Below are 24,795 nucleotides of genomic sequence, written 5' to 3' on the forward strand. Positions count from 1 at the left end.
CTACTGGGGCGGGTTGCCGTGCTTGCGGGTGGGCAGGGCGGCGGACTTGGTGGCGAGCATCGCCACGGCACGGCTGAGGATCTGCCGGGTCTCGCGGGGGTCGATCACGTCGTCGACGAGGCCGCGCTCGGCCGCGTAGTAGGGGTGGACGAGTTCGTCCTTGTATTCCGCGATCTTCTGGCGGCGCATCGCCTCGGGATCGTCGGCGGCCGCGATCTCCCGGCGGAACACGACGTTGGCAGCGCCCTCCGCGCCCATCACGGCGATCTCGTTGGTGGGCCAGGCGAGGGCGACGTCGGCGCCGATGGAGCGGGAGTCCATGACGATGTAGGCGCCGCCGTAGGCCTTGCGCAGGACGACCGAGACGCGGGGCACGGTGGCGTTGCAGTACGCGTAAAGGAGCTTCGCCCCGCGGCGGATGATGCCCTCGTGCTCCTGGTCGACGCCGGGCAGGAAGCCGGGCACGTCCACCAGGGTGACCAGCGGGATGTTGAACGCGTCGCAGAACTGCACGAACCGCGCCCCCTTCTCGCTCGCCCGGATGTCGAGCACGCCGGCCATGGAGGCGGGCTGGTTGGCGACGATGCCAACGACGTGGCCGTCGAGACGGGCCAGCGCGCAGACGATGTTGGTGGCGAAGGCGGCGTGGACTTCCAAGTAGTCGCCGTCGTCGACGAGTTCCTCGATCACCTTGCGGATGTCGTAGGAACGGTTGCCGTCCTCGGGGACCAGGTCGAGCAGCGCGTCGCCGGGGCGGTCCGCGGGGTCGTCGGTCGGGTGGGCGGGCGGCAGTTCGCGGTTGTTGGAGGGGAGCAGCGACAGAAGGTAGCGGACCTCTTCGAGGCAGGTGCGCTCGTCGTCGTAGACGAAGTGGGCCACGCCGGAGATGCCGCCGTGCACGTCGGCGCCGCCCAGGCCGTTCTGGGTGATCTCCTCGCCCGTCACTGCCTTCACCACGTCCGGGCCGGTGATGAACATCTGGGAGATGTCGCGTACGGCGAAGACGAAGTCGGTCAGGGCGGGCGAGTAGGCCGCGCCGCCCGCGCACGGGCCCAGCATCACGCTGATCTGCGGGATGACGCCGGACGCCTTGGTGTTGCGCTGGAAGATGCCGCCGTAGCCGGCGAGAGCGGAGACGCCCTCCTGGATGCGGGCGCCCGCACCGTCGTTGAGGGAGACCAGGGGCGCGCCCGCCGCGATGGCCATGTCCATCAGCTTGTGGATCTTCTGGGCGTGGGCCTCGCCGAGGGCGCCGCCGAAGATGCGGAAGTCATGGGCGTAGACGAAGACCGTGCGGCCCTCCACCGTGCCCCAGCCGGTGACGACGCCGTCGGTGTACGGCCGCTTCGCTTCCAGGCCGAAGCCCTGGGCGCGGTGCCGGCGCAGGGCCTCGACCTCGGTGAACGAGCCGGGGTCGAGGAGGAGTTCGATGCGTTCGCGGGCGGTCAGCTTGCCCTTGGCGTGCTGGCGGTCGGTGGCCTTGGGGTCCGGGCCGTTGCGGGCGCGTTCCTTGATGGTCCGCAGTTCCGTGAGCCGGTCCGCCTCGGTGGCGTCCGGGGCGGTGTCGAGCACGGGAGCTTCGGGAGCTCGGGGTTCGGTGACGGTTACGGTCATGATGCCTGGGCCCTTTCCTTCCTGTTCCTGGTGTCGATGAGGGCGTGCGTCCGGACGGCGGACGGGTCGTGGGCGCGCAGCACCGTGCGCAGGGCCGGCTGGACGGCGGAGATCCGCCGGTCGGCGTCGCGAGTGTGGAGCCACTCGGCGGGCACCGGGTGCAGGGCGGCCCGCCAGTCCTTGTCACCGGCCAGTGCGGCGGCGCCGACATGGCCGTCGCACAGGGGCATGTTGCGCACCGTCCAGCCGGTCGGGCGCCAGGACTCGGCGGCCTCGCCGAGGTAGTCGAGGTCGGCCGCGCGGGCGAGCCCGGTGCCGAGGCCCTTCAGATACGCCTCCTTGCGGGACCACAGCCGTGCGAAGGCCGTCTGGCGCCGGTCGGCGGGGAGCCGGGTGATCTCCTGCCGCTCAGCCGGGTGCAGCAGGGGCAGACAGGCGTCGACGGTCTGCGGCGACGGCAGGGCCTGGACGTCGACGCCGACCCGGGTGCGGGCGACCGCGACCAGGGCCAGGCCGTGGCTGTGCGAGAGCGAGAACTCGGGGGCGCCCGGCAGATCGACCAGGACCGGTCGGCCGTGCCGTTCCCCGCACTCCTCGCACCACTCCCGGCCGAGGGGCAGGAGCCGGGGTGCGACGCCCGTGTAGACCGACAGAACTCGGCGCAGGCCCACGTGGGCGGCGACGTACAACTGCCGGTCGCTCTGCCTGCGGTAGGAGGCGGCTCGGCGCCGCTCGTGCTCGTCGAGTTCGCCGTCCGGTACGTCGCGGGGCGAGGCGGGGGGCGGCAGCAGCCAGACGTGCACGTCCGACGGGCCCAACTCCCGGGTGCCACGCGGGGTGTTCGGTATGTGAGGGAGGTTCATGGGCGGCTCCCGGTGCCGGGCGTGGGTTCGGATGTGGGCTCGTCGACGGTTGCTGGGTCGGTTGCGCGGTCCGTGGGGTGGGGGTGTTCCCGGGGCCGGTCGGCCGGGGTGGTGGCCGCCGCTCGTGCGTCGCTGCGGTCTGCCACCGCCGCCACCAGGGCGGCCGTAAGGGAGATCAGGCCGCCCGCCCACAGCGCGGAACGGGTGCCGAGGTGCGCGGTGACGGCGCCGACGAACAGGGCGCCGAGCGGGGCGCTGCCCTGCAGGATCAGGGTGTAGAGGGCCATGACCCGGCCCCGGTAGGCGGGGTCGCTGCCCAGCTGGACACGGTGGTTGGCGGCCTGCGCGAAGTACAGGGAGGCGAAGCCGGTCGGTACCAGCAGGACCAGCGCCGTCGCCAGGTTCGGCGCCCATCCGGTGGCCGCCGCGAGGGCGCCGAAGGCGCAGGCCCAGCCGATGACCAGGCGGGCCCGGGGGCGGCCCCGGCGCAGGGTGCCGGTGAAGGCGGCCAGCAGTGATCCGGCGGCGAGCGCCGCGGTGAGCAGGCCGAAGGCGGCGGCGTCGGTGTGGAAGACGGTACGGGCCATGAGCGGCAGCGTCAGCTGGAGGTTCAGGCCGAACAGCGACACCGCCGCGAGCAGGGCCAGCGTCGCCACCAGGTCGGGCCGGGACCGCAGATGGGCCAGCCCTTCGGTGACCCGGGCCGGGCCCGCCGCCGGGCGGTGCGGCCGGTGCAGTTCCCCGGGCCGCATGGCGCGCAGCCCGGCCACGGTCGCCGCGTAGCTCGCCGCGTTGAGGAGCATCACGGTGCCGGTGCCGGCGGCCTCGATCAGCAGCCCGGCCAGTGACGGGCCCAGCACCCGCGCGATGTTGAAGTAGGCGCCGCTGAGCGCGGAGGCGTTGGGCACCAGGTCGGGTCCGACGAGTTCGGCGATGAAGGACAGCCGGGCCGGGACCTCCACGGCGTTCGCGACGCCGAGGGCGAGTGCGAAGACGTAGACGTGCCACAGCTCGGCCGCGCCGCCGGTGACCAGCAGGCCGAGCAGCAGCGCCAGCACGCCGGAGACGACGTTGGCCCCGGTCAGCAGGGCCCGCTTGTCGTACCGGTCGGCGATACGGCCGCCGTAGAGCGTCAGCAGCAGCATCGGCGTGAACTGGAGCGCGGTGACCGTGGCGAGTGCCGTGCCGGAGTCGCCGGTCAGTTCGAGGACGAGCCAGTCCTGGGCGACGACCATCATCCAGGTGCCGGTGGCGGACGCGATCTGACCGCCGGCGAAGAGACGGAAGTTGCGTACGGTCAGGGAGCGCAGGCTGGTGGCGAGCAGTCGGCGGGGCGGTCGCCGGCGCTTGCTCGGCGTCCTGCTCTTGCGTGGTGTTCCGGCCGGGGTCATGGACCGTCCCGCTCCGGCAGGCCTTCCTCGAAGTACAGGCACTCCTCGAAGAAGGCGAGCGCGCGCAGGTGGTAGGCGCGGGCCGTGCGGCCCAGGCTGATGTTGTGCCCGGCGTCCGGCTGCCGGTCGACGACCACGCGCGGCGCGGCGTTCAGCCTCGCCCGCAGGTCGTCGAGGGCGTCGGCGTCGTGCCGCCACCACAGTTCGTGCTCGGCGAAGGTCAGGCGTACGGGGACGCGCACGCGCGGGGCGAGCGCGTCGAAGACGTCCGGCCAGTCGGAGGCGGCCCGCAGCTCCAGTTCCGGGATGGGCTTCACGAAGGCGGCGCTGCGCTTGAAGGTGGCGGGCGGATAGAGGCCGAGCCGGCCCCAGTTGTGCTTCCAGCGGGCCCGGTCGGGACCGGTGAGCAGTTCCGCGGAGCGCGGGGCGTAGCGGTGCCCGCAGCCGGAGATGTCCAGGCCCAGCAGCTCGGCGGGCGGGGCTTCGGCGGCGAGGGTGAGGGCGAGTTTGCCGCCGAAGGAGTGCGCCAGCAGGAACGTACCGATGCCGATGTCGTACTCGGCGTCGAAGTGGTCGAGCGCGGCCCGCAGGACGCGGGCCTGCCCGGCGAGGTCCAGGCCTTCGGGGAGCCCGGCGGCGGAGTCGCCGTAGCCGGGCCGGTCGACGGCGAGGACCGCGTACCCCAGATGCGCTCCCAACGCGCAGAGGGAGGCGTCCGGTTGGGCCCCGCCGTCGAAGTACCCCGCGCTCATCCCGGCGCCGTGCAGCGCGACCACGGTGGCACGCGGCGGCGTGCTCTGCGGTGCGCTCAGCAGGGCCGACAGGGTGTGCCCGGCGGCATCGAGCGTGATCCGCCGCACGCGCGGGCCGACCGACAGGGACGTGGCCATCGTGCTACGCCACCTCCGGGGTGCCGAACCAGTGGTGCAGGGCGATCACGAGGGCCTCGATGCCGGTCGGGTCGTCGGCGAAGGGCCAGTCGGCCTCGGGCGTCGTGGCCTCGGCTCCGGCGCCGCGGGGGGTGCCGGCAACGGGGCCGCCGGCAGCCGTGGGGCTGGGGATGCGACCGCCGGCGGGCGAAGGGGCGGGAGCGGCCACGGCACCGGAGGCAGGAGCGTCCGCGGCCACGGGGCCGGAGACGCGGCCGTCGGCGGTCACGGGGCCGGAGGTGGGGGCGGGGGCGCCGACGGTGGCCGGGCGCCGCCGTGTGGAGGCTCCGGTGCTCTCGCCGACGGCCGCCCAGGCCACATGGCCGTCGGGGCGGACCAGCAGGGCCGTCGCGCCGGCGAAGACACCGAAGTGCTCGGGGGCGGCCGTGACGACGGTGACCCGGTCGGCCCAGGTGGCCGCGGCCTCGCGGACGGTGGCGTCGTCGGTCAGGTCGAGCAGGACGCCGCGGGCCGGGTGCAGCAGGGCGGTCGTGGTGGTCCGGGTGCCGTCGGACAGGTGGAGCGGGCGCGGCGGGAGGCGGCGGCCGACGAGGGGGTGGGTGCCGGGGCCCAGGTCGTAGGTGATGTCGAGGTGGCTGACGACACCGGCCAGTCGGCGGCGGACGTCCTCCAGCTCCATCAACTCGCCGAACACCTTGCGCACCGGGTCGGCCTCGGCGCCGCCGAGGAAGATCATCCCCTGCGCGCGGGTGTTCATCAGCAGCCGGGCGCCGACGGGGTGCCGTTCGTCGTGGTAGCTGTCGAGGAAGGCGTCCGGCAGCTCCCCGCGGATCACCGCGGCCAGCTTCCAGCCGAGGTTGACCGCGTCCTGCACGCCCGTGCTGAGCCCCTGTCCCCCGGCCGGGAGATGGACGTGCGCGGCGTCCCCGGCGAGCAGCACCCGGCCCCTGCGGTAGGCGGAGACCTGGCGGGTGGCGTCCGTGAAGGAGCTGACCCAGTCGGCGCCGCCACCGGCCAGCGACTCGCCGGTGATGCGCTCCCAGGCGGCCGCGACCTCGTCGAACTCCACCTCCTCCGGGCGGTCCCCGGCCGGCGTGCCGTCCTCGCACACGATGATCCGGTCGACGCCCGGCGCCAGCGGCGCGGCCATCACCATGCCGTTGTCCAGCCGCTCCCCCAGGAAGCGGGGCCGGATCTCGCAACCGGTGACGTCGGCCAGGTACATCCGGCGGGTGGCCGCGAGCCCGGGGAAGTCGAACCCGGCCGCCTTGCGCACGACGCTCTGCCCGCCGTCGCAGCCCACCAGGTACGCCCCGCGCACCCGCTGCTCGCCCTCGGGCGTGACCGCCACGATCTCGACGCCGTCGCCGTCCTCGGCCAGCTTGGCCAGTTCCCAGCCGCGCCGTATGTCCGCGCCCAGTTCACCGGCCCATTCCTCCAGGACGGCCTCCGTCTGGGACTGCGGAACGCCCCGCGCGCCGAAGTGGGCGTCCTCCAGGACGGTGTAGTCGAACTGCACGCCGCCGAAATGGCCCATCGGGCTCTTCTCCAGCGTGCCGAACCGCGGCAGCAGCCCGCGCTGGTCGAACACCTCCATCGCGCGGGCCGTGAACCCCAGCCCCCGGGACTGCCCGGTCGGCCGTGCCAGCTTCTCCACGACGACGACCCGGGCGCCGCCCAGGCGCAGTTCCCCGGCCAGCATGAGGCCGGTCGGCCCCGCGCCGACGACGATCACGTCCGTCACATCCGTGTCCACAGCGCTTCCCTCTCTGAACCTGAATTGAGATGATTTCATCCGAATTGCCAAGACTGTGGTGTCCGGTGGCGCGTCTTCCGGTCACAGCCCGGGATCGGGCCGTCCGAACCAGTGGCGGATCGCCGCCGACGCCGCCCACGGGTCCTCCCCCGCCCAGGCGACATGGCCGTCCGGACGGACCAGCAGCCCGTCGGCACCGTGCAGCGGCTCCGCCGAGTCCGGTCGTACCGCCACCGGAGTGACACGGTCGGACCAGACCTTGCCGAGCCAGCGCAGTTCGGCCCGGGCGGAGTCGGCGACCAGCAGCAGTCCGCGTCCGTCGCGCAGTGCTTCGGCGACGCCGACCGGGCCGTCCGGCGTCGGCAGCGTGCCGAGCGGGAGCCGGGCGCCGAGCAGGGGGTGGGTGCCGCCGCCCACGGGGTAGCGGATGTCGAGCCCGGTGATCATCGACGCGAGGTGGTCCCGCGTGGGGCCCGCGGCGATGAGCTCGCCGAGCAGGGTGCGCGCCGGTTCCACCTCCGGCCCGCCCAGCAGCAGCAGCGCCTGGGCCCGGATGTTGGCGAGCACCCGGCGCCCGACCGCGTGCCGCTCGTCGTGATAGGTGTCGAGCAGCCCCGCCGGGACCCGGCCGCAGGCCACCGCGGCCAGCTTCCAGCCCAGGTTGGCCGCGTCCTGGAGGCCGAGGTTGAGCGCCTGGCCGCCGCTCGGCATCTGTCGGTGGGCGGCGTCCCCGGCGAACAGCACCCGCCCGTGCCGATACCGCTCCAGCTGCTGGTTCGCGTCGCCGAAGGCGTTGAGCCACACCGGGTGCCCACCGCTCAGGTCCTCGCCGGTGACGCTTCGCCATACGTCCACGACCTCCGCGAAGTCCGGCGGTCCCGTCCGCGGCCGGGCCGGACGTCCGAAGGCGTGCACCATCACCCGCGTGACGCCGCCGGGCATCCGGGCCGCGATGGCCAGCCCGTGCTCCCGGCGCTCGAAACGCCGGTTCGGGATGTCGATCCCGGCGATGTCCGCGCGCAGCAGTTCCCGTCCCGCGGGCGAGCCGGGGAAGGCCGCCCCGGCCAGCCGCCGCACGGTGCTGTCCTCGCCGTCACAGGCGACGGTGTACGCCGCCCGCAGCCGGCGTACACCGTCCGGGGTGTCGGCCGTGACCTCCACGTACCCGTCCTCCTGGACGAGTTCGCGCACCTCCCAGCCGCGCCGGACGTCGGCGCCGAGGGCGCCGGCCCAGTCCTGCAGCAGTTCCTCGGTCCTGGTCTGGGGCACCTTCCACTGGCCTGAGTACGGGCCGGGCATGGTCAGGTCCATCGGTACGCCGCCGAAGTGGCCGCGGGGCTCGCGCGGCGGGTCGCCGAGCGCGTCCAGGAGACCGCGGCAGTCGAAGAGTTCCGCCGTGCGGGCGTGCAGCGTGGAGGCCCGGGACTCCGTGGTGGGGGTGCGCAGCCGTTCCAGTACGACCACGTCGGCGCCGCCGAGGCGGAGCTCGCCGGCGAGGAAGAGGCCGACGGGGCCCGCGCCCACCACGATGACCCGGGTGGCCGGGGAGGCGTCGTCGCCCGTGGCCCGGGAGGTGTGGTCCGCCGCAGCCCGGGAGGTGTCGTCGGCCATGGTCAGCGGCTCTTCTCCGCGTGGTCCCTGGCGTGACCCAGCGTGGCGCGGCTGTTGGTGCTCAGGGCGCCCTGGACGTACTCGCGGGCGTCCTCGACGGTCGCGTCGGGGCCGAGGATCCGCTCGATGTTGTCCGGGTTGAGCACGACCGTGTGCTGCGAGGTGGCGGCGACCCCGCGCGGGTACTCCTCGAACGTCCACAGGCCCGTGTGCAGCGTCATCAGGGCCGGCAGGGTGACCTGCTTGTAGGCGATCGCGCGGTGCGGGAAGGTCACCCGGTACGACTTGGTGGTGTGCGTCGAGCCGTCCTTGGCCCTGGTGTCCATCTCCAGCACCTGGAGGCCGGGCGTGGGCTCCTCGAAGCCGACTCGGGCCACGTGCGGGAGCCGGTCCACCCAGAGGTGGGCCTCGTTGATGAAGTCGTAGACGTCCTTGGCGGCGCCCTCGATGAGCACCGTGTCCTCGAAGGAGAAGGTCAGCTCGCGGGTGGCGTGGGCCCGCTCGACGTTCTCCTTCAGCGCGGCCAGCTCCGAGTGGGAGTTGCGGTCGACGGCCTCGTCGATCCAGGCGAGGCCCTCGGGGTCGTCGTCGACGGCGCGGTAGTCGTGCAGCAGCCGTACGAGGGAGTCGCCGCCCGGCAGTTCCTCGATCACCCAGGCGCCGCCCATCGCGGCGACCGGGGGCGCGGAGACCTCCTGGCGGAAGGTGATCCGGCGGTTCTCGGGGTCCAGGGTGCGGCGCGAGGTCCAGCTCTTGGGGGCGCCGTTGGCGGTGGCCCAGATGCGGATGCGCTCCTCGCGCTCGCCCTTCTCCAGGTGGTCCACGTAGATGGTGGGCGGGAAGATCCGGGGCCAGTTCTCCACCTCCGCGATCAGCCGGTAGACGGCGTCGGCGGGGGCCGAGACGGTGATCTCGTGCGCCACCTCGCGGGTTGTTTCTTCCGTCGTGGTCACGTCCTCGTCCTCATCTTCCTTTGTTGGTCCGGCAGGCGGGTGTCGGCGCCGGCGTCGGCGTCAGCAGCCGGCGGGGGTCAGAAGTTGCCCAGGCCGCCGCAGACGTTGATCGCCTGGGCGGTGACGGAGGCGGCGGTGTCGGAGGCGAGGTAGCCGACCATCCCGGCGACCTCCTCCGGCGTGGAGTAGCGGCCGAGCGGGATCTTGGCCTGGAACTTCTCGAGGATCGCGTCCTCGGTGGTGTCGTAGGCGGCGGCGTAGCCCTGGCGGACGCGCTGGGCCATGGGGGTCTCGACGTAGCCCGGGCACACGGCGTTGACGGTGATGCCGGTCGGGGCGAGTTCGTTGCCGAGGGCCTTGGTGAAGCCGACGACTCCGTGCTTGGAGGCGGAGTAGGGGGCGCCGAGGACGACGCCCTGCTTGCCGGCGGTGGACGCGATGTTGATGATCCGGCCCCAGCTGCGGCCGCGCATGCCGCCGGTGTTGAGCACCTCGCGGGTCATCCGGAAGACGCTGTTGAGGTTGGTGTCGATGACGTCGTCCCACAGCTCGTCCGCGATGTCGGCGGTCACTCCGCCACCGCTGCGGCCGGCGTTGTTGACGAGGACGTCCACGGCGCCGAAGCGGTCGACGGCCGCCTGCACGAACGCCTGGACGGCATCCGCCGAACGGACGTCCACGGCGGCGCCGTCCGCCTCCAAGCCCTCCTCCTGGAGCTGCTTGACCGTCGCGGCCACGTTGTCGGCGTCACGCGCCCCGATGAACACGCGGTGCCCGGCGGCACCCAGCTGCCGGGCCGCGGCCAGGCCTATGCCACTGGTGGCTCCGGTGATCAGCGCGACGCGCTGCGTCTGGTGCTGCGGCATGCTTTTCCAACTCCCTTGGGTGGAGCACTACGAGGACTGTGTGTGGGGGGTGCGCCGCCGCCGGGTGACATGCTGGATGCGCCGACGGCGGCGAGATCACGAAATGTCGGGTACGACGAGACGTCAGGCGGCGGCCTGGGTTCCGCCGCCCAGCTGGGCGTTGACCGCATCGATCAGGGCGCGCGGCGTGTTGCTCTCCGACAGGACGTCGTCGTCCAGGACGATCCCGTACTCCCGCTCGATCCGTCCGCCGGTCTCGAGCAACGCCAGCGACTCGTAGCCGAGGTGCTCGAAGTCCGCGTCGAGGATGTCGCCGTCGAGATCGACACTCTCCTCGGCGCCTGCGCCCTCGATGAGGATGCGCTTGAGGTCGTCGAGGGTGAACTGCTGCGGTTCCACGTGGGGTTCCTTTCGGGTGCGTGTTGTTGCTGACTGGTGGTCGGTGATTGGTGGCCCTGGTGGGTGGTGGCCCGATGGTCGGGGGCTGCTGATGGTGGGCGGTGGCCAGGGTGGCTGTGGTCGCCGTTCGACGGCCTGGGGCCGAGGCCCGGTAGCCGTGATCGGCAACCCCGCCCGGAGACGGGTGGCCGAGGTCGAGGTCGAGGGTCCGGTCGTCGGTGGCCGAAGCCCGGTGGGCCCGGAGGCCGAGGGGCAGCAGCCTGGTGGGTGGTTGCCGTTCAACTGCCGGGGGCCAAGGTCCGGTTGCCAGTGATCGGCAACCCCGCCCGGAGACGGGTGACCGAGGTCGAGGTCGAGGGTCCGGTCGTCGGTGGCCGAAGCCCGGTGGGCCCGGAGACCGAGGGGCAGCAGCCTGGTGGGTGGTTGCCGTTCAACTGCCGGGGGCCAAGGTCCGGTTGCCAGTGATCGGCAACCCCGCCGGGAGACGGGTGACCGAGGTCGAGGTCGAGGTCGAGGGTCCGGTCGTCGGTGGCCGAAGCCCGGTGGGCCCGGAGACCGAGGGGCAGCAGCCCGGAGGCCGGTGGGCTACAGCCCGGAGGCCGGTGGCCGAAGCCCGGAGGCCCGGAGGCCGGTGGCCGAAGCCCGGAGGCCCGGAGGCCGGTGGCCGAAGCCCGGAGGCCCGGAGGCCGGTGGCCGAAGCCCGGAGCCTCTTGAGAGGTGGCCCGTTGGCGGAGGTCGGTGGCAGTCGGCCGCCGGTCAGATGCCGGCCGGCCCCCGGGCCGCCGACACGTGGCGGCCGCTCAAGCCACCCCCCGCACCACCGCCGCCGAGTTGAAGCCCCCATGACCGCGGGCCACGATCAGGGCGGTCCGCAGCGCGGTCTCGCGCGGGCGGTCGGTTACCAGGTCGAGGGGGTGGTCGGGGGGCGGGGTCACGTGGACGGTCGGGGGGATGATGCCGTCGCGGATGGCGAGGAAGGCGGTGGCCAGGTCCAGGGGGGCCGCGCCCGAGTAGAGGCGGCCCGTCATCGTCTTGGGGGCGGTGACCGGGACGGACCGGGGGCCGAAGACCGCCGTGATCGCCTCGGTCTCGATGCGGTCGAGCTCGGGATCGGCCGCCGCGTCGGCGAAGACAACGTCCACCTGGTCGGGGCTCAACCCGGCATCGTCCAGGGCGAGTTCGATCGCGCGACGCAGGGCCGGCGGGCGCTCGGTGCCCGGCGCAGGGTCGAACGTCGCGGCGTACCCGGCGATCTCGCCGTAGATCCGCGCGCCGCGCGACCGTGCCGACTCCTCGGACTCCATGACGAGCAGCGCACCGCCCTCGCCCGGCACATACCCGTCGGCCGCCCCGTCGAAGGGCAGATACGCCTGGCTGGGCTCGTCGCGCGTGGTCAGCCGCTGCGCGGCGAGCTGGGCTACCCAGCCCCACGGGCAGATGGAGGCATCCACGGCGCCGGAGACCACGATCGGCGTGCCCTTACGGATCTGGCGGCGTGCCTGCGCCACCGCGTCCAGCCCGCCGGCCTGGTCGCTGACGACCACGCTGCTCGGGCCCTTCATGCCGTGCCGGATGGAGATCTGGCCGCTGTTGACCGCGTAGAACCAGGCGAACGACTGGTACGCGCTGACGTACTGGCTGCCCCGGCTCCACAGCGCCTGCAGCTCGCCCTGGCCGAACTCGAAGCCGCCCGACGAGCTCGCCGTGACCACGCCCATGTCGAACCCGGGCAGGTCCTGCGGCCGTATCCCCGCGTCCGCGAGCGCCCAGTCGGCGGCGACCAGTGCCAGCCGGGTCATCCGGTCGGTCTGCGGCAGCAGCCGGCTCGGCAGGTGCTCTTCGGCCGCGAAGCCGGGGATCTCACCGGCCAGCCGCGCCGGGTACCCCGACGGGTCGAAGCGGGTGATCCGCCCGATGCCGCTCTTGCCGGCGAGCGTCGCCGCCCAGTAGTCCTGAACTCCCAGGCCGTTGGGGGCCGTGACACCGAGGCCCGTCACCACGACCGCGTTCATGCCATGCTCCTCTCGGGACGGGCGAGCACCATCGCGCTCTGGAAACCGCCGAACCCACTGCCCACCGACAACACCGCGTCGGTCAGTTGCTCGCGGGCGGTGAGCGGCACGTAGTCGAGGTCGCACTCCGGGTCCGGGGTGTGCAGGTTGGCCGTTGGCGGCACCACGTGGTGCTCCATGGCCAGCGCGGACGCGGCGATCTCGATCGAGCCGATCGCGCCGAGCGAGTGCCCCACCATCGACTTGATGGAGCTCACGGGAGTGCGGTAGGCGTGCTCACCGAGGCTCTTCTTGAAGGCGGCCGTCTCGTGCCGGTCGTTCTGCTTGGTGCCGGAGCCGTGGGCGTTGATGTAGTCGATCTGGTCCACGTTCATGCGGGCCTCGTCCAGCGCCACCGTGATCGCCTCGGCCATCTCCGCGCCGTCCGGCCGCAGACCGGTCATGTGGTACGCGTTGCTGCGGGTGGCGTAGCCGGCGATCTCGGCGTAGATGTGCGCCCCGCGCCGCCGCGCGCTCTCCAGCTCCTCCAGGACGAACACCGCGCAGCCCTCGCCGAGCACGAACCCGTTGCGGGTGCCGTCGAACGGCCGCGAGGCCTGCTCGGGGTCCTCCCGGCGCGGGGTCGTCGCCTTGATGGCGTCGAAGCAGGCCATGGTGATCGGCGAGATCGGCGCGTCGGACGAACCGGCGATCATCACGTCGGCCGAGCCCTCACGGATGAGCTCGACGGCGTAGCCGACCGAGTCGATGCCGGAGGTGCAGCCGGTGGACACCACGGTGTTGGGGCCCTCCGCGCCGACGGTCCAGGCGACCTCGGCCGAGAAGGAGCTCGGGACGAAGTAGTTGTAGAGGTGCGGTACCGCGTACTCGTGGTCGACCAGGTGCAGCCGGCCGCCGTCACTGACGATCCGGTACTCCTCGTCCAGCCCCATCGTGGCGCCGACCGCGCTGCCGATGGTGACGCCCACCCGGTGCGGATCGTGGGCGGCCAGGTCGATGCCGCTGTCGGCCACCGCGCCGCGCGCCGCGACCACCGCGAACTGGGCGGCCCGGTCCATCCGGCGGACCTCCTGCGGTGTGAGCCCGTGCCGGTCCGGGTCGAAGTCCATCTCCGCGGCGACCTGCGAACGGAACGGGCTCGGGTCGAAGAAGGTGATCCCGCGCGTCGCGGTACGGCCCTCGCTGAGCATGTTCCAGAAGCTGTCCTTGCCGACGCCGCCGGGCGCGAGGACCTCGATCCCGGTGATGACGACCCGCGCGGGGCTGTCCCGACGGCCGCTCATCGGGAGGCCTCCCAGTTGTAGAAGCGCGTCGCCATGGCGTCGGCCGGGGAACGCCAGGTGGCCGGGTCGTACGCCTCTATGTAGGGCTTCAGGTCCTCACTGATGCGCACGAAACGCTCGTCGGACTTGGCCTTCTCGATCAGCTCGCCACCGTTGTCCGTGTCGAAGTCCTGCAGGTGGAAGTACAGACCTCGGTAGTGGAAGAGCTGGCGGCGTCGCGTACCCATCAGATGAGGCATCTCGGTCTCGTCGAACGCGCCGAACAACTTGGCGACATCGACCGCGGAGCCCGGTTCCATCCGAGCCACGATCAAGGTGCTGTGCATGAGCTCTCTCCTTGGAAAAGGTGCGTGGGAAAAGGGGGGCACGGAACGCGGAAAGGGAAGTCGATTTCCGTCAGTCGATGCCCCGGCAGATGTGCGGGTGGTCGCTGTCGTTCTCGTCGTCCTCGCCGGCCAGGAGCCAGGCGGGCGCCCGGGGCGCGGGCGCGTCGTGCCCGTCGTACGACTCGGAACACGTCGGGGAAAAGGTCCCGGAGTACGTCTGGGAATAGGTCCCGGAGTACGTCTTGGAATACGTCTTGGAATACGTCTCGGAGTACATCTGGTCACACCTCCCTGGGACTTCCTCAGTCCTTGATCTCGCAGATGGCTGCGCCGGAGGTGAGGGAGGCGCCGACGACGGCGGACAGGTCCTTGACGGTGCCGGACTTGTGGGCGTTGAGGGGCTGTTCCATCTTCATCGCTTCGAGTACGACGATGAGGTCGCCTTCCTTGACCTCCTGGCCTTCCTCGACGGCGACCTTGACGACGGTGCCCTGCATCGGGGAGGCGAGGGTGTCGCCGGAAGCGGCCGGGCCGGAGTTGCGCGCCGCCCGCCGCTTCGGCCTGGCCCCGGCAGCCAGCCCGGTGCGGGCCAGGCTCATGCCGAGGGAAGCAGGCAGGGAGACCTCCAGGCGCCGGCCGCCGACCTCGACCACCACGGTGTCGCGACCGGGCTCGTTCTCCGTGTCGGTGTCGGCGGGGGCGGCGAAGGGCTTGATCTCGTTGACGAACTCGGTCTCGATCCAGCGGGTGTGGACCGTGAACGGGCCGTCCTGACCATGGACTTCGGGCGCGAAGGCCGGGTCGTTGACGACCGCGCGGTGGAACGGGATGGCGGTGGCCATGCCCTCGACCTGGAACTCGGCGAGGGCGCGGGCGGCGCGTTGGAGGGCCTGCTGGCGGGTGGCGCCGGTGACGATCAGCTTGGCCAGCAGGGAGTCCCACGCCGGGCCGATCACGCTGCCGGACTCCACGCCCGCGTCCAGGCGGACGCCCGGGCCGGTCGGCGGGGCGAACGTGGTGACCGTGCCGGGGGCGGGCAGGAAGTTGCGGCCCGGGTCCTCGCCGTTGATGCGGAACTCGAAGGAGTGGCCGCGCAGCTGCGGGTCGTCGTAGCCGAGTTCCTCGCCGTCGGCGATGCGGAACATCTCGCGCACGAGGTCGATGCCGGCGACCTCCTCGGTGACCGGGTGCTCGACCTGGAGGCGGGTGTTGACCTCCAGGAAGGAGATCGTGCCGTCCATGCCGACGAGGAACTCCACCGTGCCGGCGCCGACGTAGCCGGCTTCCTTGAGGATGGCCTTGGAAGAGGAGTACAGCTCAGCGACCTGGGCGTCGGACAGGAACGGGGCCGGCGCCTCCTCGACGAGCTTCTGGTGGCGGCGCTGCAGCGAGCAGTCACGGGTGGACACGACCACGACGTTGCCGTGCTGGTCGGCCAGGCACTGCGTCTCGACGTGGCGGGGCTTGTCGAGGTAGCGCTCGACGAAGCACTCGCCGCGCCCGAACGCGGCGACGGCCTCACGGACCGCCGACTCGTACAGCTCGGGCACCTCTTCGAGGGTCCGCGCGACCTTCAGACCGCGTCCGCCGCCACCGAAGGCGGCCTTGATCGCGATCGGCAGGCCGTGCTCCTCGGCGAAGGCGACGACCTCGTCGGCGCCGGAGACCGGGTCGGGCGTGCCCGCGACGAGCGGGGCACCCGCCCGCTGGGCGATGTGGCGGGCGGCGACCTTGTCGCCGAGGTCGCGGATGGCCTGCGGGGGCGGGCCGATCCAGATCAGACCGGCGTCCAGGACGGCCTGGGCGAAGTCGGCGTTCTCCGACAGGAATCCGTAGCCGGGGTGGATGGCGTCCGCGCCGGACTCGCGTGCCGCGTTCAGGACCTTGTCGATGTCCAGATAGCTGCTTGCCGGGGTGTCACCGCCCAGGGCGAACGCCTCATCCGCGGCGCGGACATGCGACGCGTCACGGTCCGGATCCGCGTAGACGGCCACGCTCGCGATCCCGGCGTCCCGGCAGGCCCGGGCCACGCGGACAGCGATTTCGCCACGGTTGGCGATGAGCACCTTGCGCACGACTGGCCCCCTCCTCAATCGGCAGGAATTCTGGGATGATCAAGCGCGGCCGGGGGAATTCCACTCCCGGGCAGGCGCCGAATACCTGTCCATACTCCGTGCGGGACCTCGGCACTTTCAACAGCCGACCATTAAGCCTTCGGACCAGATCCTCAGCTGGGATACGGCTTTGTTGGCGCAGCGCCAGGCAAGTGTCAGGGAATTGTCAGAAGTCCCGTCGAAGCGCGCACGGCGGCAGAACAGTTGACCGCCACCCGAAAGGGCATGGGCATGCGAAAGGGCGAGCTCCCCCCGTCAGGAGCCCGCCCTTTTCGAAGTCGGCGGCGATGTGGTGACATCGCGCCGGATGCGAGATCAGCCGCTACCGAAGCGGAACCCCACTCCGCGTACGGTGACGATCCAGTCGCTGCCCCCCAACTTGCCGCGGAGGCTGCTGACATGGGTGTCCACGGTGCGACGGGACCAGGACCCACCCCAGACCTGCTGCATGATGCGCTTGCGCGAGATCACCGTCTCCGGATGGGAGGCGAGCAGATAGAGCAGATCGAACTCCTTGCGGGTGACCTCCACGACCTGGCCGTGCAGACTCACCTCGCGCGAGGCGGCGTCTATGCGCAACGGCCCCCGCGAGACGACCTGCTCGCTCTGCACCTGCGGACGCGAGCGACGCATGACGGCGTCCATCCGGGCCATCAGCTCCCGGAAGCCGTAGGGCTTGACGAGGTAGTCGTCCGCGCCGGCCTGGAGACCCAGGACACGGTCCAGTTCCGTCCCCCACCCGGTGACCGCTATGAGCGGGACGTCACTCAGGGAACGGATGGAACGGCACACCTCCAGACCGTCCAGGTCGGGTAGTTCGAGGTCCAGCAGAACGATGTCCGACACCTGGTAGGCCTGCAGGGCCGCGTTGCCCGTGCCGACCCCCTCGACCTGGTGGCCGTGTCGCCGCAGGCCGGCGGCGAGGGCCTCCATTTCGCCGGTGTTGTTCTCGACCACCAGGACCCGCCAGTTGGTCGACGGCTTCCGGATCTGCGAGGTGACGGGCTTTCGGAACTCCAGAGTGCTGCTCATTGCGCGTTGGCTCACTGCTCTCCCCCTGAACGTGTAGTTCCCGCTCGAGCGCTCTTGGCTTGTCGAGCCTAAAAACCTACCTCTCGGTTTGTCAAAAAAAAACTCGGTAAACTCACCGTCTGTGACAACTGATGCCACTTTTGCCGGAGTTGCCAGCACATGAAGGATCAATTCCGCCGCGAAACGTAACCGAGATCGTTGTTCTGGATCTTGAAAGTGGTCAAAATTCGCCCCCAGGCCATGAGAAAGTAATCACTGACGGCGGCTGCGGTTTGTTCTGGGTCTCAACAACCGGGCCTACTCGTCCGTAGATCGAGTACGGAGGGCGGCCCCGCCCGACGCATTGCGCATCCCCTGAGGCAGTGGTAGACCGTCCAGGATGTTCTCGGCTGGCTGATTCCCTGCTTCCACTTCTCCCCTGCCCTGGTCATGAGGTGGGAAAGTGTGATCTTCTGGGCAGTACTGACGGTGTGTCGATAGAAAACGAGAGCCGCAGCCGGACCGACGCTCCCGGCACTCGGGCATCCACACCCCACAAACAAACCTTCAAGTCCGTTTCCTGGACTGCGGGATGAAAGGATTCAGGCAGGTGGGACTACAACAGGAGAGGGCGATCCGCACCCGCCGACTGATGCTGAAGTCGGCGGCGGAGGTCTTCGACCGCGAGGACTATGCCTCGGCCAGGCTCTCCGACATCAGCGCGCGGGCCAACATGAGCACGGGCGCACTGCACTTCCACTTCGCGAACAAGGAGGACCTGGCCCAAGCGGTCGTGAGCGAGGCGCGAGGCATCCTGTGGCGCGCCGCGCGCCTCGCGTACGAGAAGAACTCCGAGCCGCTGCAGGCCCTCACCGACATCTCCCACACCCTGAGCCAGTTGCTGTCCTGGGACGTGGTGTCGAGGGCCGGGCTGCGGCTGGACAACGACCGGTCCCGCAGGGGGCGGGAGCAGTTCGCACACGCGTGGCACGCCTGCGTGCAGCGCCTGCTGGACCGCGCGCGCCAGGAGGGCGGGGTCGCCGCGCAGGTCCAGCTGCCGGCGCTGACCTGTGCGATCGTCGCCGCCACGACCGGTATAGGAGTACTGATAAAGGGGGGTGAGGGCGACCGGACCCGGCTGGCTTTCACGGGGTTCTGGCAGGGCTTCCTGCCGGGGCTCGCCGCGCCTGGACTGCTCGCCACGCTGAACCCCGGCGGCACACCGGACGTGGTCGACCACGCGGTCTCCGTCTCGCGTTACCTGCCCTACGCCACGGACGAGGAGGTCGACGCGGAGGCTGCGACCACGGGGGTGAGGTGATGCGTGCCCGATGCCGAGTCCGGGCCGGCCCGTCGGAGCCGTCGCGGGAGCGGCCCGTGGGAGCGGCCCGTGGAACCGGCCCGTGGAACCGGCCCGTGGAACCGGCCCGTCGGAACGGCACCTGGGAGCGGACGTCCGACCGGCCCGCCGCAGCGGCACGTGAACCCAGCCCGTGGGAGCGGCTCGTGGAACCGGCCCGTCGCAGCGGCCCGCGCGCCGGCCGTCGGAGCGGCCCGTGACACCGGCCCGTCGCAGCGGCCCGTGGGAGCGGCCCTGGAAGACCGGCCGTCGCAGCGACCGTGTGACCGGCCCTGGAACCGGCCCGTCGCAGCGGCCCGTGACACCAGCCCGTCGCAGCGGCCCGTGGGAGCGGCCCTGGAAGACCGGCCGTCGCAGCGACCGTGTGACCGGCCCTGGAACCGGCCCGTCGCAGCGGCCCGTGACACCAGCCCGTCGCAGCGGCCCGTGGGACCGGCCCTGGAGACCGGCCGTCGCAGCGACCGTGTGACCGGCCCTGGAGACGGCCCGTCGCAGCGGCCCGTGCGACCCGCCGTCGGAGCGGCCCGTGACACCAGCCCGTCGCAGCGGCCCGTGGGACCGGCCCTGGAGACCGGCCGTCGGAGCAACCGTCGGAGCGGCCGTGGGGCGGCCGTGGGGCGGCCGTGAGTTGGGGTGTCCGTGCCTTCGCATCCTGGCGGTTCCGTCAGCGGCGGACCGCCGGCCCGGGGAGACCGCGCGGGAGTTGCCTGCGGCAGTGCGCGGATCCGCCACGGCCTACGCCCCCGCGACGCAGGCCATGGCGACCGTATGTCCGCCGCCCGGGACGGACGGGATGACCGGCGAATCCGCCGGAACCCCCGGCACCGCCGCCAGGACGTGCCGGCTCAGCCGCCGGCCCTCGTCGCGTCGTCGCCCAGGGTCACGGTGAAGACGGGTTCGTCCTGCTGGAGGCCCTGCACATGCATCACGGTGCCCTGCTCCGCGGACCGGTCGGGGCCCGCCAGGATCCAGCAGGGCTCGGTCAGTTCGCAGTACTTGTGGAAGGCGATCCGCATCGAGGCGGGGTGGAAGTCGTGCCCGGGCGTCAGGACGTTGGCGGCCTGGCGGGCGGCTTCGAGGAGCACCATGCCGGGGACGTGGTCGTTGGGACGGGCGAAGAGTGTGGGGTGCGTGGTGTCCAGGCGGAGCCGCCAGCCGGGGCGATGCCTGGAGGGGGCGAGGACGACGTCCTTGCGGTCGCCGCGGCCGGCCTCGCGGGGCGCGACGGCGGTCAGCAGCGGCAGTGCCCGACCCGTGACGGCCGTCCGCTCGCCGCGCAGCCGGCGGTAGACGCGGGCCGAGGTGCAGCCCAGGATTCCCATGCTCGTGGCGAGCAGCCGGCCGAGGCGCTGGAAGCGCAGGTCGACCCGCATGCCGACGAGGCGCCCGGCGCGTAGCTGGACGTCGCTGCACTCGACCACGACGTCGATCGCGCCCGAGGCGCCCGCCACAGTGAACTCCGTTGTCTCGACCCGGTATCCGAGCTCCCGCATCAGGAACTGGTCGCCGATCGGCACTCCGAACTCGGCGTGGGCCAGCATCATCGTCGCCTGCCGGGTGGTCTCGGCGACGAGCAGCGGATCCTGACGCCCGCCGGGCAGCGGAGCGAAGAAGCGGTGTGCGGCGGGCCAGTTCACCGAGACCAGGAACCGGTGCTCGGTGAGGCGCAGCCACTCGACGGGGAAGCGGTCCTCGGGGTCCGGGCGGTGGCACAGCTCGGCGGTGGCCCGGCCGTCGGGAATCAGAACCGGGGAGTCGGTCCGGTATGCGGGTCGTGGGGCGGACTCGTCCGAGGGGATCGGTGCGGCCTGTCCGGCCGGCGGAGCGGTGTGCCGGGCCGTGCTCGCCACGCCGGCGGGGTCGGGTCGCTTCTGTGCCGGGTACATACCCGCACTGGACTCAACAAATCGGTCGACTACAGATATCGCGCCATCAGGCATGGATTGCCCCCTGAGTCGATAAATGAGGGGATCGTTCCCCTCTCGACAAAAGACTGGCAGTCCGGTTCTCTTTGCGGGGGAACCTGACCAAGCTCTGACATAGAAACAGGCACGGACGCATGGCACGTCAAGCGAGAGCCATCCAGACCCGCAAGTCGATCCTGCTGGCGGCGGCCGAGGTGTTCGACGAGCGGGGCTACAGCACCGCCACCATCACGGAGATCATCGCGCGGGCCGGTGTCACCAAGGGGGCGCTGTACTTCCACTTCACCTCCAAGGAGGACCTGGCCCTCGGGGTGATAGCGGCGCAGCTGGAGCTCGGCCCGTTGCCTCCGCAGCGCACGAAGCTGCAGGAACTCGCGGACCAGGGCCTGTTGTTCGCGCACCAGCTGCAGCACGACCCCCTGACCCGGGCCAGCGTCGGACTCGCCATGGACCAGTGGAGCGAGAGTGCCGAGAGCGCCGAGAGCAGCAATCCCTTTCACGGCAGGCCGTTCCAGTCCTGGGCGGACCGGCTCACCGGACTGCTCGTCGAGGCGCGCGGACGCGGCGAGTTGCTGCCGCACGTGGATCCGGCGGAGACGGCGGAGTTGCTGTCCGGGTCCTTCACCGGCATCCAGTGGACGTCCCAAGTGCTGTGTCAGCGCAGGGACTTGACCCGCCGCGTGATCTCCATGTTCCGCCACCTCCTGCCGACCATCGCGATGCCGCAGATCCTCCCGACGCTGGAACTGACCCCCGACCGAGCCGTGTCGCTGCTCGCATCGCGCGATGCGGCACTGGAGGGGGAGGACGCACCGGCCGACGAGGAGTACGACGCCGCGGCCGAGGGCGCCTCCGCCTCGGAGGCCGGCACGGCCTGGGAGCCCGACACCGCCCCCACCCGGGTACGGGAAGGGAGCGCTGCCCCGGAGGGGGAGGGCAGCGCTGCCTGATCGGCGGTCCGCAACGGCCCCCGTGGAACCGGCATCGCACATCACCGGAGAGGGGCGGAGGGCGACGTTTCCTCCAGGCGGTAGCCGACGCCCCGGACCGTGGTGATCCAGCCCTCGCCCAGCTTGGCGCGCAAGGCGCTGACGTGGGTGTCGACCGTGCGGGTGGAGATGGCCCACTCGTCCGCCCAGACCCCGGCGATCAGATTCCGGCGCGAGATCACCGTCTCCGGTGCCGAGGCCAGCAGCAGCAGGATGTCGAACTCCTTTCGGGTCAGCTCCAGGGGCTGCTCCCCCACCCACGCCTCACGCGTCCCGGGGTCCAGCCGCAGGGCCCCGCAGGACACGCCGGCCGGTCCCCCGCCGGTGGCGACGCGCCGGGTCACCGCGTTCATCCGGGCGATCAGCTCCCGGAACCCGTACGGCTTCACCAGACAGTCGTCCGCACCCGACCGCAGACTGAGCACCCGGTCCAGCTCGGTGTCCCGGCTGGTGAACGCGATCAGCGGGGTGGTGCCCCGGGCCCGGATCTCGGCGCACACCTGCAGACCGTCGACGTCGGGCAACTCCAGGTCGAGCAGGACGACTTCGGCCTGCTCCCACGCCTGTAGGGCCGCCCGCCCGGTGCGGGCCCGCCGGACCTGATGGCCGTTGCGCACCAGGCGGCAGACCAGGGGCTCGGCGGTCCCGTCATCCGGATCGATCACAAGTACGCGCATGTGCACTCCACTCCGGGCCGCGTCCGGGCGGCGCCAGGCACCTCCCGGTCGGCGGCCCGGACCGTCACTCGCCCGCCGACCGGGTGTGCACCACGCGGTAGGTGTTGGAGTCCCGCCAGATGGCCAGCGCGTCCACCGTGGCGTCGATCTTCTGCCGCTCCGCCGACCGCTGCGCCGCGGGCTGCTCACGGAAGGCGTCGTACGCCTCCTTGCTGTCCCACTGCGCGTAGACGACGACCCACTTGCCCTCGATGCCACGGCCGCGCAGACCGCGCAGCACCGTGTGACTGCGGTACCCCGGGACCTTCTGCAGCCAGTCCTGGGCAGCCCCGAGCGTGTCGACCAGGTCGTCCTGGTGCTTCTCGGCGACGCCGTACAGGTCGATGACCGTGTAGTCCTCGCGCTCCGGCCCGATCTCGGTGTCGCCCGCGCCCGGCTTCGACTGGGTGAAGACCGCTTCGTTCTGCAGGAGCCGGATCGCGGTGGTGATCTCACCGAAGAGCGGCAGGGTGCGGTGCTTGAACTCCTCGCCGGCGTACCGGGCCTCCAGGTCCTCGGTGGAGCGCCACTGGATGAAGTTGGCGGTGCCGAACTTGGTCTGCCCGCTGTGCACGGTGCTGGAGATCCAGCCGTCGTAGGCGGCGGCGTCGACGATCTCGCGCATCGCGGCGAGCAGGCTGTCCTGCTTCTCGGCGGAGTCGGTCGAGAACAGGTTGAGGACGGTCAGGTTCTTACCATCGGCTGCGATCTTCGGCATTCTCTTCTCTTCCGGTAGATCGGGTGATGAAAGGTTGACGAAAGAAGCAGAACTCGAATTTCCGGCTCAGCGGATCAGTGCTTCCCGACCAGCATGACAAGCCATCAACCCCTGCTGAAGGGCGCTCTGTTCAGGACTCCGCGCGGATTGTCAGGTCTTTTCCGCCAGCGTCAGATCTTCCGCAGCTACGTCAGGTCTTCGACAAGTGCCCTTGGGTGCCCATTGGCCACCGCGCGATGCTCGGGCAATGAATTCCGTCACGTCAACAGCCGAAATCAGCACCTTGCTGGACCGATATCTATTGGGCCTCGACGAAGACAAACTCGACGACGCCTGGGCGCGCACGCTGTTCAGCGACGACGCCCGCGTCGAGTTCCCGATGGCCCGGCACGAGGGCATCGAGGGACTCGCCGCCTGGCACCGGCAGGCACTCGACGCGTTCGCGCGCACCCAGCATCTCAACTCCCCGGCGGTGGTGGACCTCTCCGGCGAGGAGCGGGCGGTGCTGCGCGCCAACCTGGTCTCCACCCACGTACACCATCCGGACGCGCCCGGCGATCCGCTGTTCGTCTCCGGCACCCTCGTCCACGGCGAGGCCCGGCGCACCGAGCAGGGCTGGCGTCTGACGGAGCTGTCGTTCCAGCTGGTCTGGTCGACGGGCAACCCGCCACGACCGGAGGGCTCGCGATGACCGCGCTGGCGGCGGGGGGCGGCGAGCAGCAGATGGCCACCATGCTGCTCGGCATCGGCGTGATCCTGCTGGTCGGCGCCGCCCTGGGTGCGCTCGCCCGGAAGCTGGGCCAGCCGAAGGTGATCGGCGAGATCACCGCCGGCATCGTGCTCGGCCCGAGTCTGCTCGGTCTGTTCCCCGGCAACCTGACGGAGCGCCTGTTCCCTGGCGACGTACGGCCGTTGTTGTCCGCGGTCTCCCAGGTCGGCCTGGTCCTGTTCATGTTCGTGGTCGGCTGGGAGTTCGAGAAGCGGCTGATACGGCCGCACGCGCGTCTGGCGGCGGGCGTCTCGCTGTCGTCGATCGTGCTGGCCTTCGGACTGGGCGTCGCCGCGGCGGTCGTGCTGTATCCGCACCACGACACCGTGGCCGGCAAGCACATCTCCTTCCTCGCGTTCGCCACCTTCATGGGCACCGCGATGTCCGTGACGGCGTTCCCCGTGCTGGCACGGATCCTCACCGAGAACAAGCTGATGGACACCCGGGTCGGCGCCCTGTCACTGGCCAGCGCCGCGATCGACGACGTCCTCGCCTGGTGTCTGCTGGCGTATGTGTCGGCGCTGGTCAGCTCGGACGGCAACTACGCGGACCTGGCCCGCATCGGGGTGCTGAGCGTGGTCTATGTCGCGCTGATGTTCATGGTGGTACGGCCGCTGGTGGCCCGGCTGGTGTGGCGTTGGGCGGCGACGGAGCGCTGGAGCGCGCTGCTCGCGGTGCTGTGCGCGGGCGTGTTCGCCTCGTCGTGGCTGACGTCGTGGATCGGCATCCACCAGATCTTCGGCGCGTTCCTGTTCGGCTTCATCATGCCGCGCGAACCCAGGAGGGTGCTCGCGGCGAACCTGCGCCGGCCGCTGGACGACGTCAGCGTCGTGCTGCTGCCGGTCTTCTTCATCGTCACCGGCCTCGGTGTCGACCTCGGCTCCCTGACCGCGACCGACTATCTGTCACTGGCCCTGGTCATCACCGTTGCCTGCGCGGGCAAGCTGCTCGGCGCGATCGTCCCGGCCCGGCTGTCCGGCCTGTCCTGGCGTGAGTCCAAGGACCTGGGGGTGCTGATGAACACCCGTGGCCTGACCGAACTCATCATCCTCAACGCCGCCGTGAGCCTCGGAGTGCTCGACGGACGGATGTTCACCATGCTGGTGATCATGGCCCTCGTGACGACGGCGATGGCGGCCCCGCTGCTGTCCCGGCGCGAGCACCTCACGGCCGGCGTGAGTGAGAAGGCACGTACACCCGTCGCGGACGCGACCGCGCCGCGCACCTGA

The 24,795-nt window shown here is 71.4% G+C and carries 21 protein-coding genes and 1 pseudogene; 4 read left to right on the forward strand and 18 right to left on the reverse strand.

The annotated features are described in order from the left end of the window. The 15 genes and pseudogenes from AB5J55_RS16345 to AB5J55_RS16415 all read right to left on the reverse strand — a co-directional run bounded on the left by AB5J55_RS16345 (nucleotide 1) and on the right by AB5J55_RS16415 (nucleotide 17,110). Nucleotides 1-1,614, reverse strand: coding sequence for an acyl-CoA carboxylase subunit beta (locus AB5J55_RS16345; protein WP_369271383.1), 1,614 nt, complete (start codon nucleotides 1,612-1,614; stop codon nucleotides 1-3). Further along, on the reverse strand, nucleotides 1,611-2,477 hold the full coding sequence (locus AB5J55_RS16350) for a 4'-phosphopantetheinyl transferase superfamily protein (RefSeq protein ID WP_369271384.1): 867 nt from the start codon (nucleotides 2,475-2,477) through the stop codon (nucleotides 1,611-1,613). Before AB5J55_RS16350 ends, AB5J55_RS16345 begins: the two co-directional genes overlap by 4 nt. Further along, nucleotides 2,474-3,868, reverse strand: a complete 1,395-nt coding sequence (locus AB5J55_RS16355; protein ID WP_369271385.1) for an MFS transporter — start codon at nucleotides 3,866-3,868, stop codon at nucleotides 2,474-2,476. Before AB5J55_RS16355 ends, AB5J55_RS16350 begins: the two co-directional genes overlap by 4 nt. Further along, the gene (locus AB5J55_RS16360; protein ID WP_369271386.1) at nucleotides 3,865-4,758 is read right to left on the reverse strand and encodes an alpha/beta hydrolase; all 894 of its coding nucleotides are present in this window, start codon (nucleotides 4,756-4,758) and stop codon (nucleotides 3,865-3,867) included. Before AB5J55_RS16360 ends, AB5J55_RS16355 begins: the two co-directional genes overlap by 4 nt. A gap of 337 nt (nucleotides 4,759-5,095) precedes the next feature. Continuing rightward, nucleotides 5,096-6,553 (reverse strand): annotated as a pseudogene (locus tag AB5J55_RS16365) (FAD-dependent monooxygenase); the annotation flags it as partial. Between the two features lie 42 nt (nucleotides 6,554-6,595). Then, nucleotides 6,596-8,125 carry an FAD-dependent monooxygenase gene (locus tag AB5J55_RS16370; protein WP_369271387.1) on the reverse strand — a complete coding sequence of 510 codons (1,530 nt, stop codon included), beginning with the start codon at nucleotides 8,123-8,125 and terminating at the stop codon, nucleotides 6,596-6,598. A 2-nt stretch (nucleotides 8,126-8,127) separates the two neighbouring features. Then, nucleotides 8,128-9,078 (reverse strand): aromatase/cyclase, encoded by a 951-nt coding sequence (locus tag AB5J55_RS16375; protein WP_369271388.1) that lies wholly within the window; start codon nucleotides 9,076-9,078, stop codon nucleotides 8,128-8,130. A gap of 77 nt (nucleotides 9,079-9,155) precedes the next feature. After that, nucleotides 9,156-9,944 (reverse strand): 3-oxoacyl-ACP reductase FabG, encoded by a 789-nt coding sequence (gene fabG, locus AB5J55_RS16380; RefSeq protein ID WP_369271389.1) that lies wholly within the window; start codon nucleotides 9,942-9,944, stop codon nucleotides 9,156-9,158. A gap of 123 nt (nucleotides 9,945-10,067) precedes the next feature. Continuing rightward, the gene (locus AB5J55_RS16385) at nucleotides 10,068-10,343 is read right to left on the reverse strand and encodes an acyl carrier protein (protein ID WP_369271390.1); all 276 of its coding nucleotides are present in this window, start codon (nucleotides 10,341-10,343) and stop codon (nucleotides 10,068-10,070) included. An 800-nt stretch (nucleotides 10,344-11,143) separates the two neighbouring features. Beyond that, nucleotides 11,144-12,355: a ketosynthase chain-length factor gene (locus AB5J55_RS16390; RefSeq protein WP_369271391.1), complete on the reverse strand. Its 1,212-nt coding sequence runs from the start codon at nucleotides 12,353-12,355 to the stop codon at nucleotides 11,144-11,146. Beyond that, nucleotides 12,352-13,638 carry a beta-ketoacyl synthase gene (locus tag AB5J55_RS16395; protein ID WP_369271392.1) on the reverse strand — a complete coding sequence of 429 codons (1,287 nt, stop codon included), beginning with the start codon at nucleotides 13,636-13,638 and terminating at the stop codon, nucleotides 12,352-12,354. The genes AB5J55_RS16390 and AB5J55_RS16395 overlap by 4 nt, the downstream gene beginning before the upstream one ends. Next, on the reverse strand, nucleotides 13,635-13,964 hold the full coding sequence (locus AB5J55_RS16400; RefSeq protein ID WP_369271394.1) for a TcmI family type II polyketide cyclase: 330 nt from the start codon (nucleotides 13,962-13,964) through the stop codon (nucleotides 13,635-13,637). Before AB5J55_RS16400 ends, AB5J55_RS16395 begins: the two co-directional genes overlap by 4 nt. A 70-nt stretch (nucleotides 13,965-14,034) precedes the next feature. Further along, a complete protein-coding gene (locus AB5J55_RS16405; RefSeq protein WP_369271395.1) occupies nucleotides 14,035-14,241 on the reverse strand; it encodes a hypothetical protein in 207 nt (68 codons plus the stop codon). Nucleotides 14,242-14,266: 25 nt separating this feature from the next. Beyond that, nucleotides 14,267-16,039: a biotin carboxylase N-terminal domain-containing protein gene (locus tag AB5J55_RS16410; protein WP_369271396.1), complete on the reverse strand. Its 1,773-nt coding sequence runs from the start codon at nucleotides 16,037-16,039 to the stop codon at nucleotides 14,267-14,269. 354 nt (nucleotides 16,040-16,393) lie between these two features. Beyond that, a complete protein-coding gene (locus tag AB5J55_RS16415; protein WP_369271397.1) occupies nucleotides 16,394-17,110 on the reverse strand; it encodes a response regulator transcription factor in 717 nt (238 codons plus the stop codon). 589 nt (nucleotides 17,111-17,699) lie between these two features. Between AB5J55_RS16415 and AB5J55_RS16420 the strand changes: the two genes are divergently transcribed. Continuing rightward, on the forward strand, nucleotides 17,700-18,410 hold the full coding sequence (locus AB5J55_RS16420) for a ScbR family autoregulator-binding transcription factor (RefSeq protein ID WP_369271398.1): 711 nt from the start codon (nucleotides 17,700-17,702) through the stop codon (nucleotides 18,408-18,410). Nucleotides 18,411-19,294: 884 nt separating this feature from the next. On the opposite strand, the gene AB5J55_RS16425 is transcribed toward AB5J55_RS16420, so the two are convergent. Next, nucleotides 19,295-20,335 (reverse strand): ScbA/BarX family gamma-butyrolactone biosynthesis protein, encoded by a 1,041-nt coding sequence (locus AB5J55_RS16425; RefSeq protein WP_369271399.1) that lies wholly within the window; start codon nucleotides 20,333-20,335, stop codon nucleotides 19,295-19,297. A gap of 173 nt (nucleotides 20,336-20,508) precedes the next feature. Between AB5J55_RS16425 and AB5J55_RS16430 the strand changes: the two genes are divergently transcribed. Continuing rightward, nucleotides 20,509-21,324: a ScbR family autoregulator-binding transcription factor gene (locus AB5J55_RS16430; RefSeq protein WP_369271400.1), complete on the forward strand. Its 816-nt coding sequence runs from the start codon at nucleotides 20,509-20,511 to the stop codon at nucleotides 21,322-21,324. A 41-nt stretch (nucleotides 21,325-21,365) separates the two neighbouring features. On the opposite strand, the gene AB5J55_RS16435 is transcribed toward AB5J55_RS16430, so the two are convergent. Together AB5J55_RS16435 and AB5J55_RS16440 are read right to left on the reverse strand one after the other, a co-directional pair. Further along, nucleotides 21,366-22,040 carry a response regulator transcription factor gene (locus AB5J55_RS16435; protein ID WP_369271401.1) on the reverse strand — a complete coding sequence of 225 codons (675 nt, stop codon included), beginning with the start codon at nucleotides 22,038-22,040 and terminating at the stop codon, nucleotides 21,366-21,368. A gap of 64 nt (nucleotides 22,041-22,104) precedes the next feature. Next, nucleotides 22,105-22,797 (reverse strand): antibiotic biosynthesis monooxygenase, encoded by a 693-nt coding sequence (locus tag AB5J55_RS16440; RefSeq protein WP_369271402.1) that lies wholly within the window; start codon nucleotides 22,795-22,797, stop codon nucleotides 22,105-22,107. Between the two features lie 247 nt (nucleotides 22,798-23,044). On the opposite strand from AB5J55_RS16440, the gene AB5J55_RS16445 reads away from it, so the two are divergent. Together AB5J55_RS16445 and AB5J55_RS16450 are read left to right on the forward strand one after the other, a co-directional pair. Further along, complete coding sequence (locus AB5J55_RS16445) at nucleotides 23,045-23,488, forward strand: nuclear transport factor 2 family protein (RefSeq protein WP_369271403.1); 444 nt, start codon at nucleotides 23,045-23,047, stop codon at nucleotides 23,486-23,488. Beyond that, entirely contained in the window at nucleotides 23,485-24,795 is a 1,311-nt protein-coding gene (locus AB5J55_RS16450) for a cation:proton antiporter (RefSeq protein ID WP_369271404.1), read from the forward strand. Before AB5J55_RS16445 ends, AB5J55_RS16450 begins: the two co-directional genes overlap by 4 nt.

Origin of the sequence: Streptomyces sp. R11 (assembly GCF_041051905.1) — a bacterium.
GTDB lineage: Bacteria > Actinomycetota > Actinomycetes > Streptomycetales > Streptomycetaceae > Streptomyces.

What these genes read in the sequence shown, in the direction of transcription:
- AB5J55_RS16345 (WP_369271383.1), bottom strand. Translation starts at nt 1,614, where the DNA reads ATGACCGTAACCGTCACCGAACCCCGAGCTCCCGAAGCTCCCGTGCTC.
- AB5J55_RS16350 (WP_369271384.1), bottom strand. Translation starts at nt 2,477, where the DNA reads ATGAACCTCCCTCACATACCGAACACCCCGCGTGGCACCCGGGAGTTG.
- AB5J55_RS16355 (WP_369271385.1), bottom strand. Translation starts at nt 3,868, where the DNA reads ATGACCCCGGCCGGAACACCACGCAAGAGCAGGACGCCGAGCAAGCGC.
- AB5J55_RS16360 (WP_369271386.1), bottom strand. Translation starts at nt 4,758, where the DNA reads ATGGCCACGTCCCTGTCGGTCGGCCCGCGCGTGCGGCGGATCACGCTC.
- AB5J55_RS16370 (WP_369271387.1), bottom strand. Translation starts at nt 8,125, where the DNA reads ATGGCCGACGACACCTCCCGGGCTGCGGCGGACCACACCTCCCGGGCC.
- fabG (WP_369271389.1), bottom strand. Translation starts at nt 9,944, where the DNA reads ATGCCGCAGCACCAGACGCAGCGCGTCGCGCTGATCACCGGAGCCACC.
- AB5J55_RS16390 (WP_369271391.1), bottom strand. Translation starts at nt 12,355, where the DNA reads ATGAACGCGGTCGTGGTGACGGGCCTCGGTGTCACGGCCCCCAACGGC.
- AB5J55_RS16395 (WP_369271392.1), bottom strand. Translation starts at nt 13,638, where the DNA reads ATGAGCGGCCGTCGGGACAGCCCCGCGCGGGTCGTCATCACCGGGATC.
- AB5J55_RS16400 (WP_369271394.1), bottom strand. Translation starts at nt 13,964, where the DNA reads ATGCACAGCACCTTGATCGTGGCTCGGATGGAACCGGGCTCCGCGGTC.
- AB5J55_RS16405 (WP_369271395.1), bottom strand. Translation starts at nt 14,241, where the DNA reads ATGTACTCCGAGACGTATTCCAAGACGTATTCCAAGACGTACTCCGGG.
- AB5J55_RS16415 (WP_369271397.1), bottom strand. Translation starts at nt 17,110, where the DNA reads ATGAGCAGCACTCTGGAGTTCCGAAAGCCCGTCACCTCGCAGATCCGG.
- AB5J55_RS16425 (WP_369271399.1), bottom strand. Translation starts at nt 20,335, where the DNA reads ATGTACCCGGCACAGAAGCGACCCGACCCCGCCGGCGTGGCGAGCACG.
- AB5J55_RS16430 (WP_369271400.1), top strand. Translation starts at nt 20,509, where the DNA reads ATGGCACGTCAAGCGAGAGCCATCCAGACCCGCAAGTCGATCCTGCTG.
- AB5J55_RS16435 (WP_369271401.1), bottom strand. Translation starts at nt 22,040, where the DNA reads ATGCGCGTACTTGTGATCGATCCGGATGACGGGACCGCCGAGCCCCTG.
- AB5J55_RS16440 (WP_369271402.1), bottom strand. Translation starts at nt 22,797, where the DNA reads ATGCCGAAGATCGCAGCCGATGGTAAGAACCTGACCGTCCTCAACCTG.
- AB5J55_RS16445 (WP_369271403.1), top strand. Translation starts at nt 23,045, where the DNA reads ATGAATTCCGTCACGTCAACAGCCGAAATCAGCACCTTGCTGGACCGA.
- AB5J55_RS16450 (WP_369271404.1), top strand. Translation starts at nt 23,485, where the DNA reads ATGACCGCGCTGGCGGCGGGGGGCGGCGAGCAGCAGATGGCCACCATG.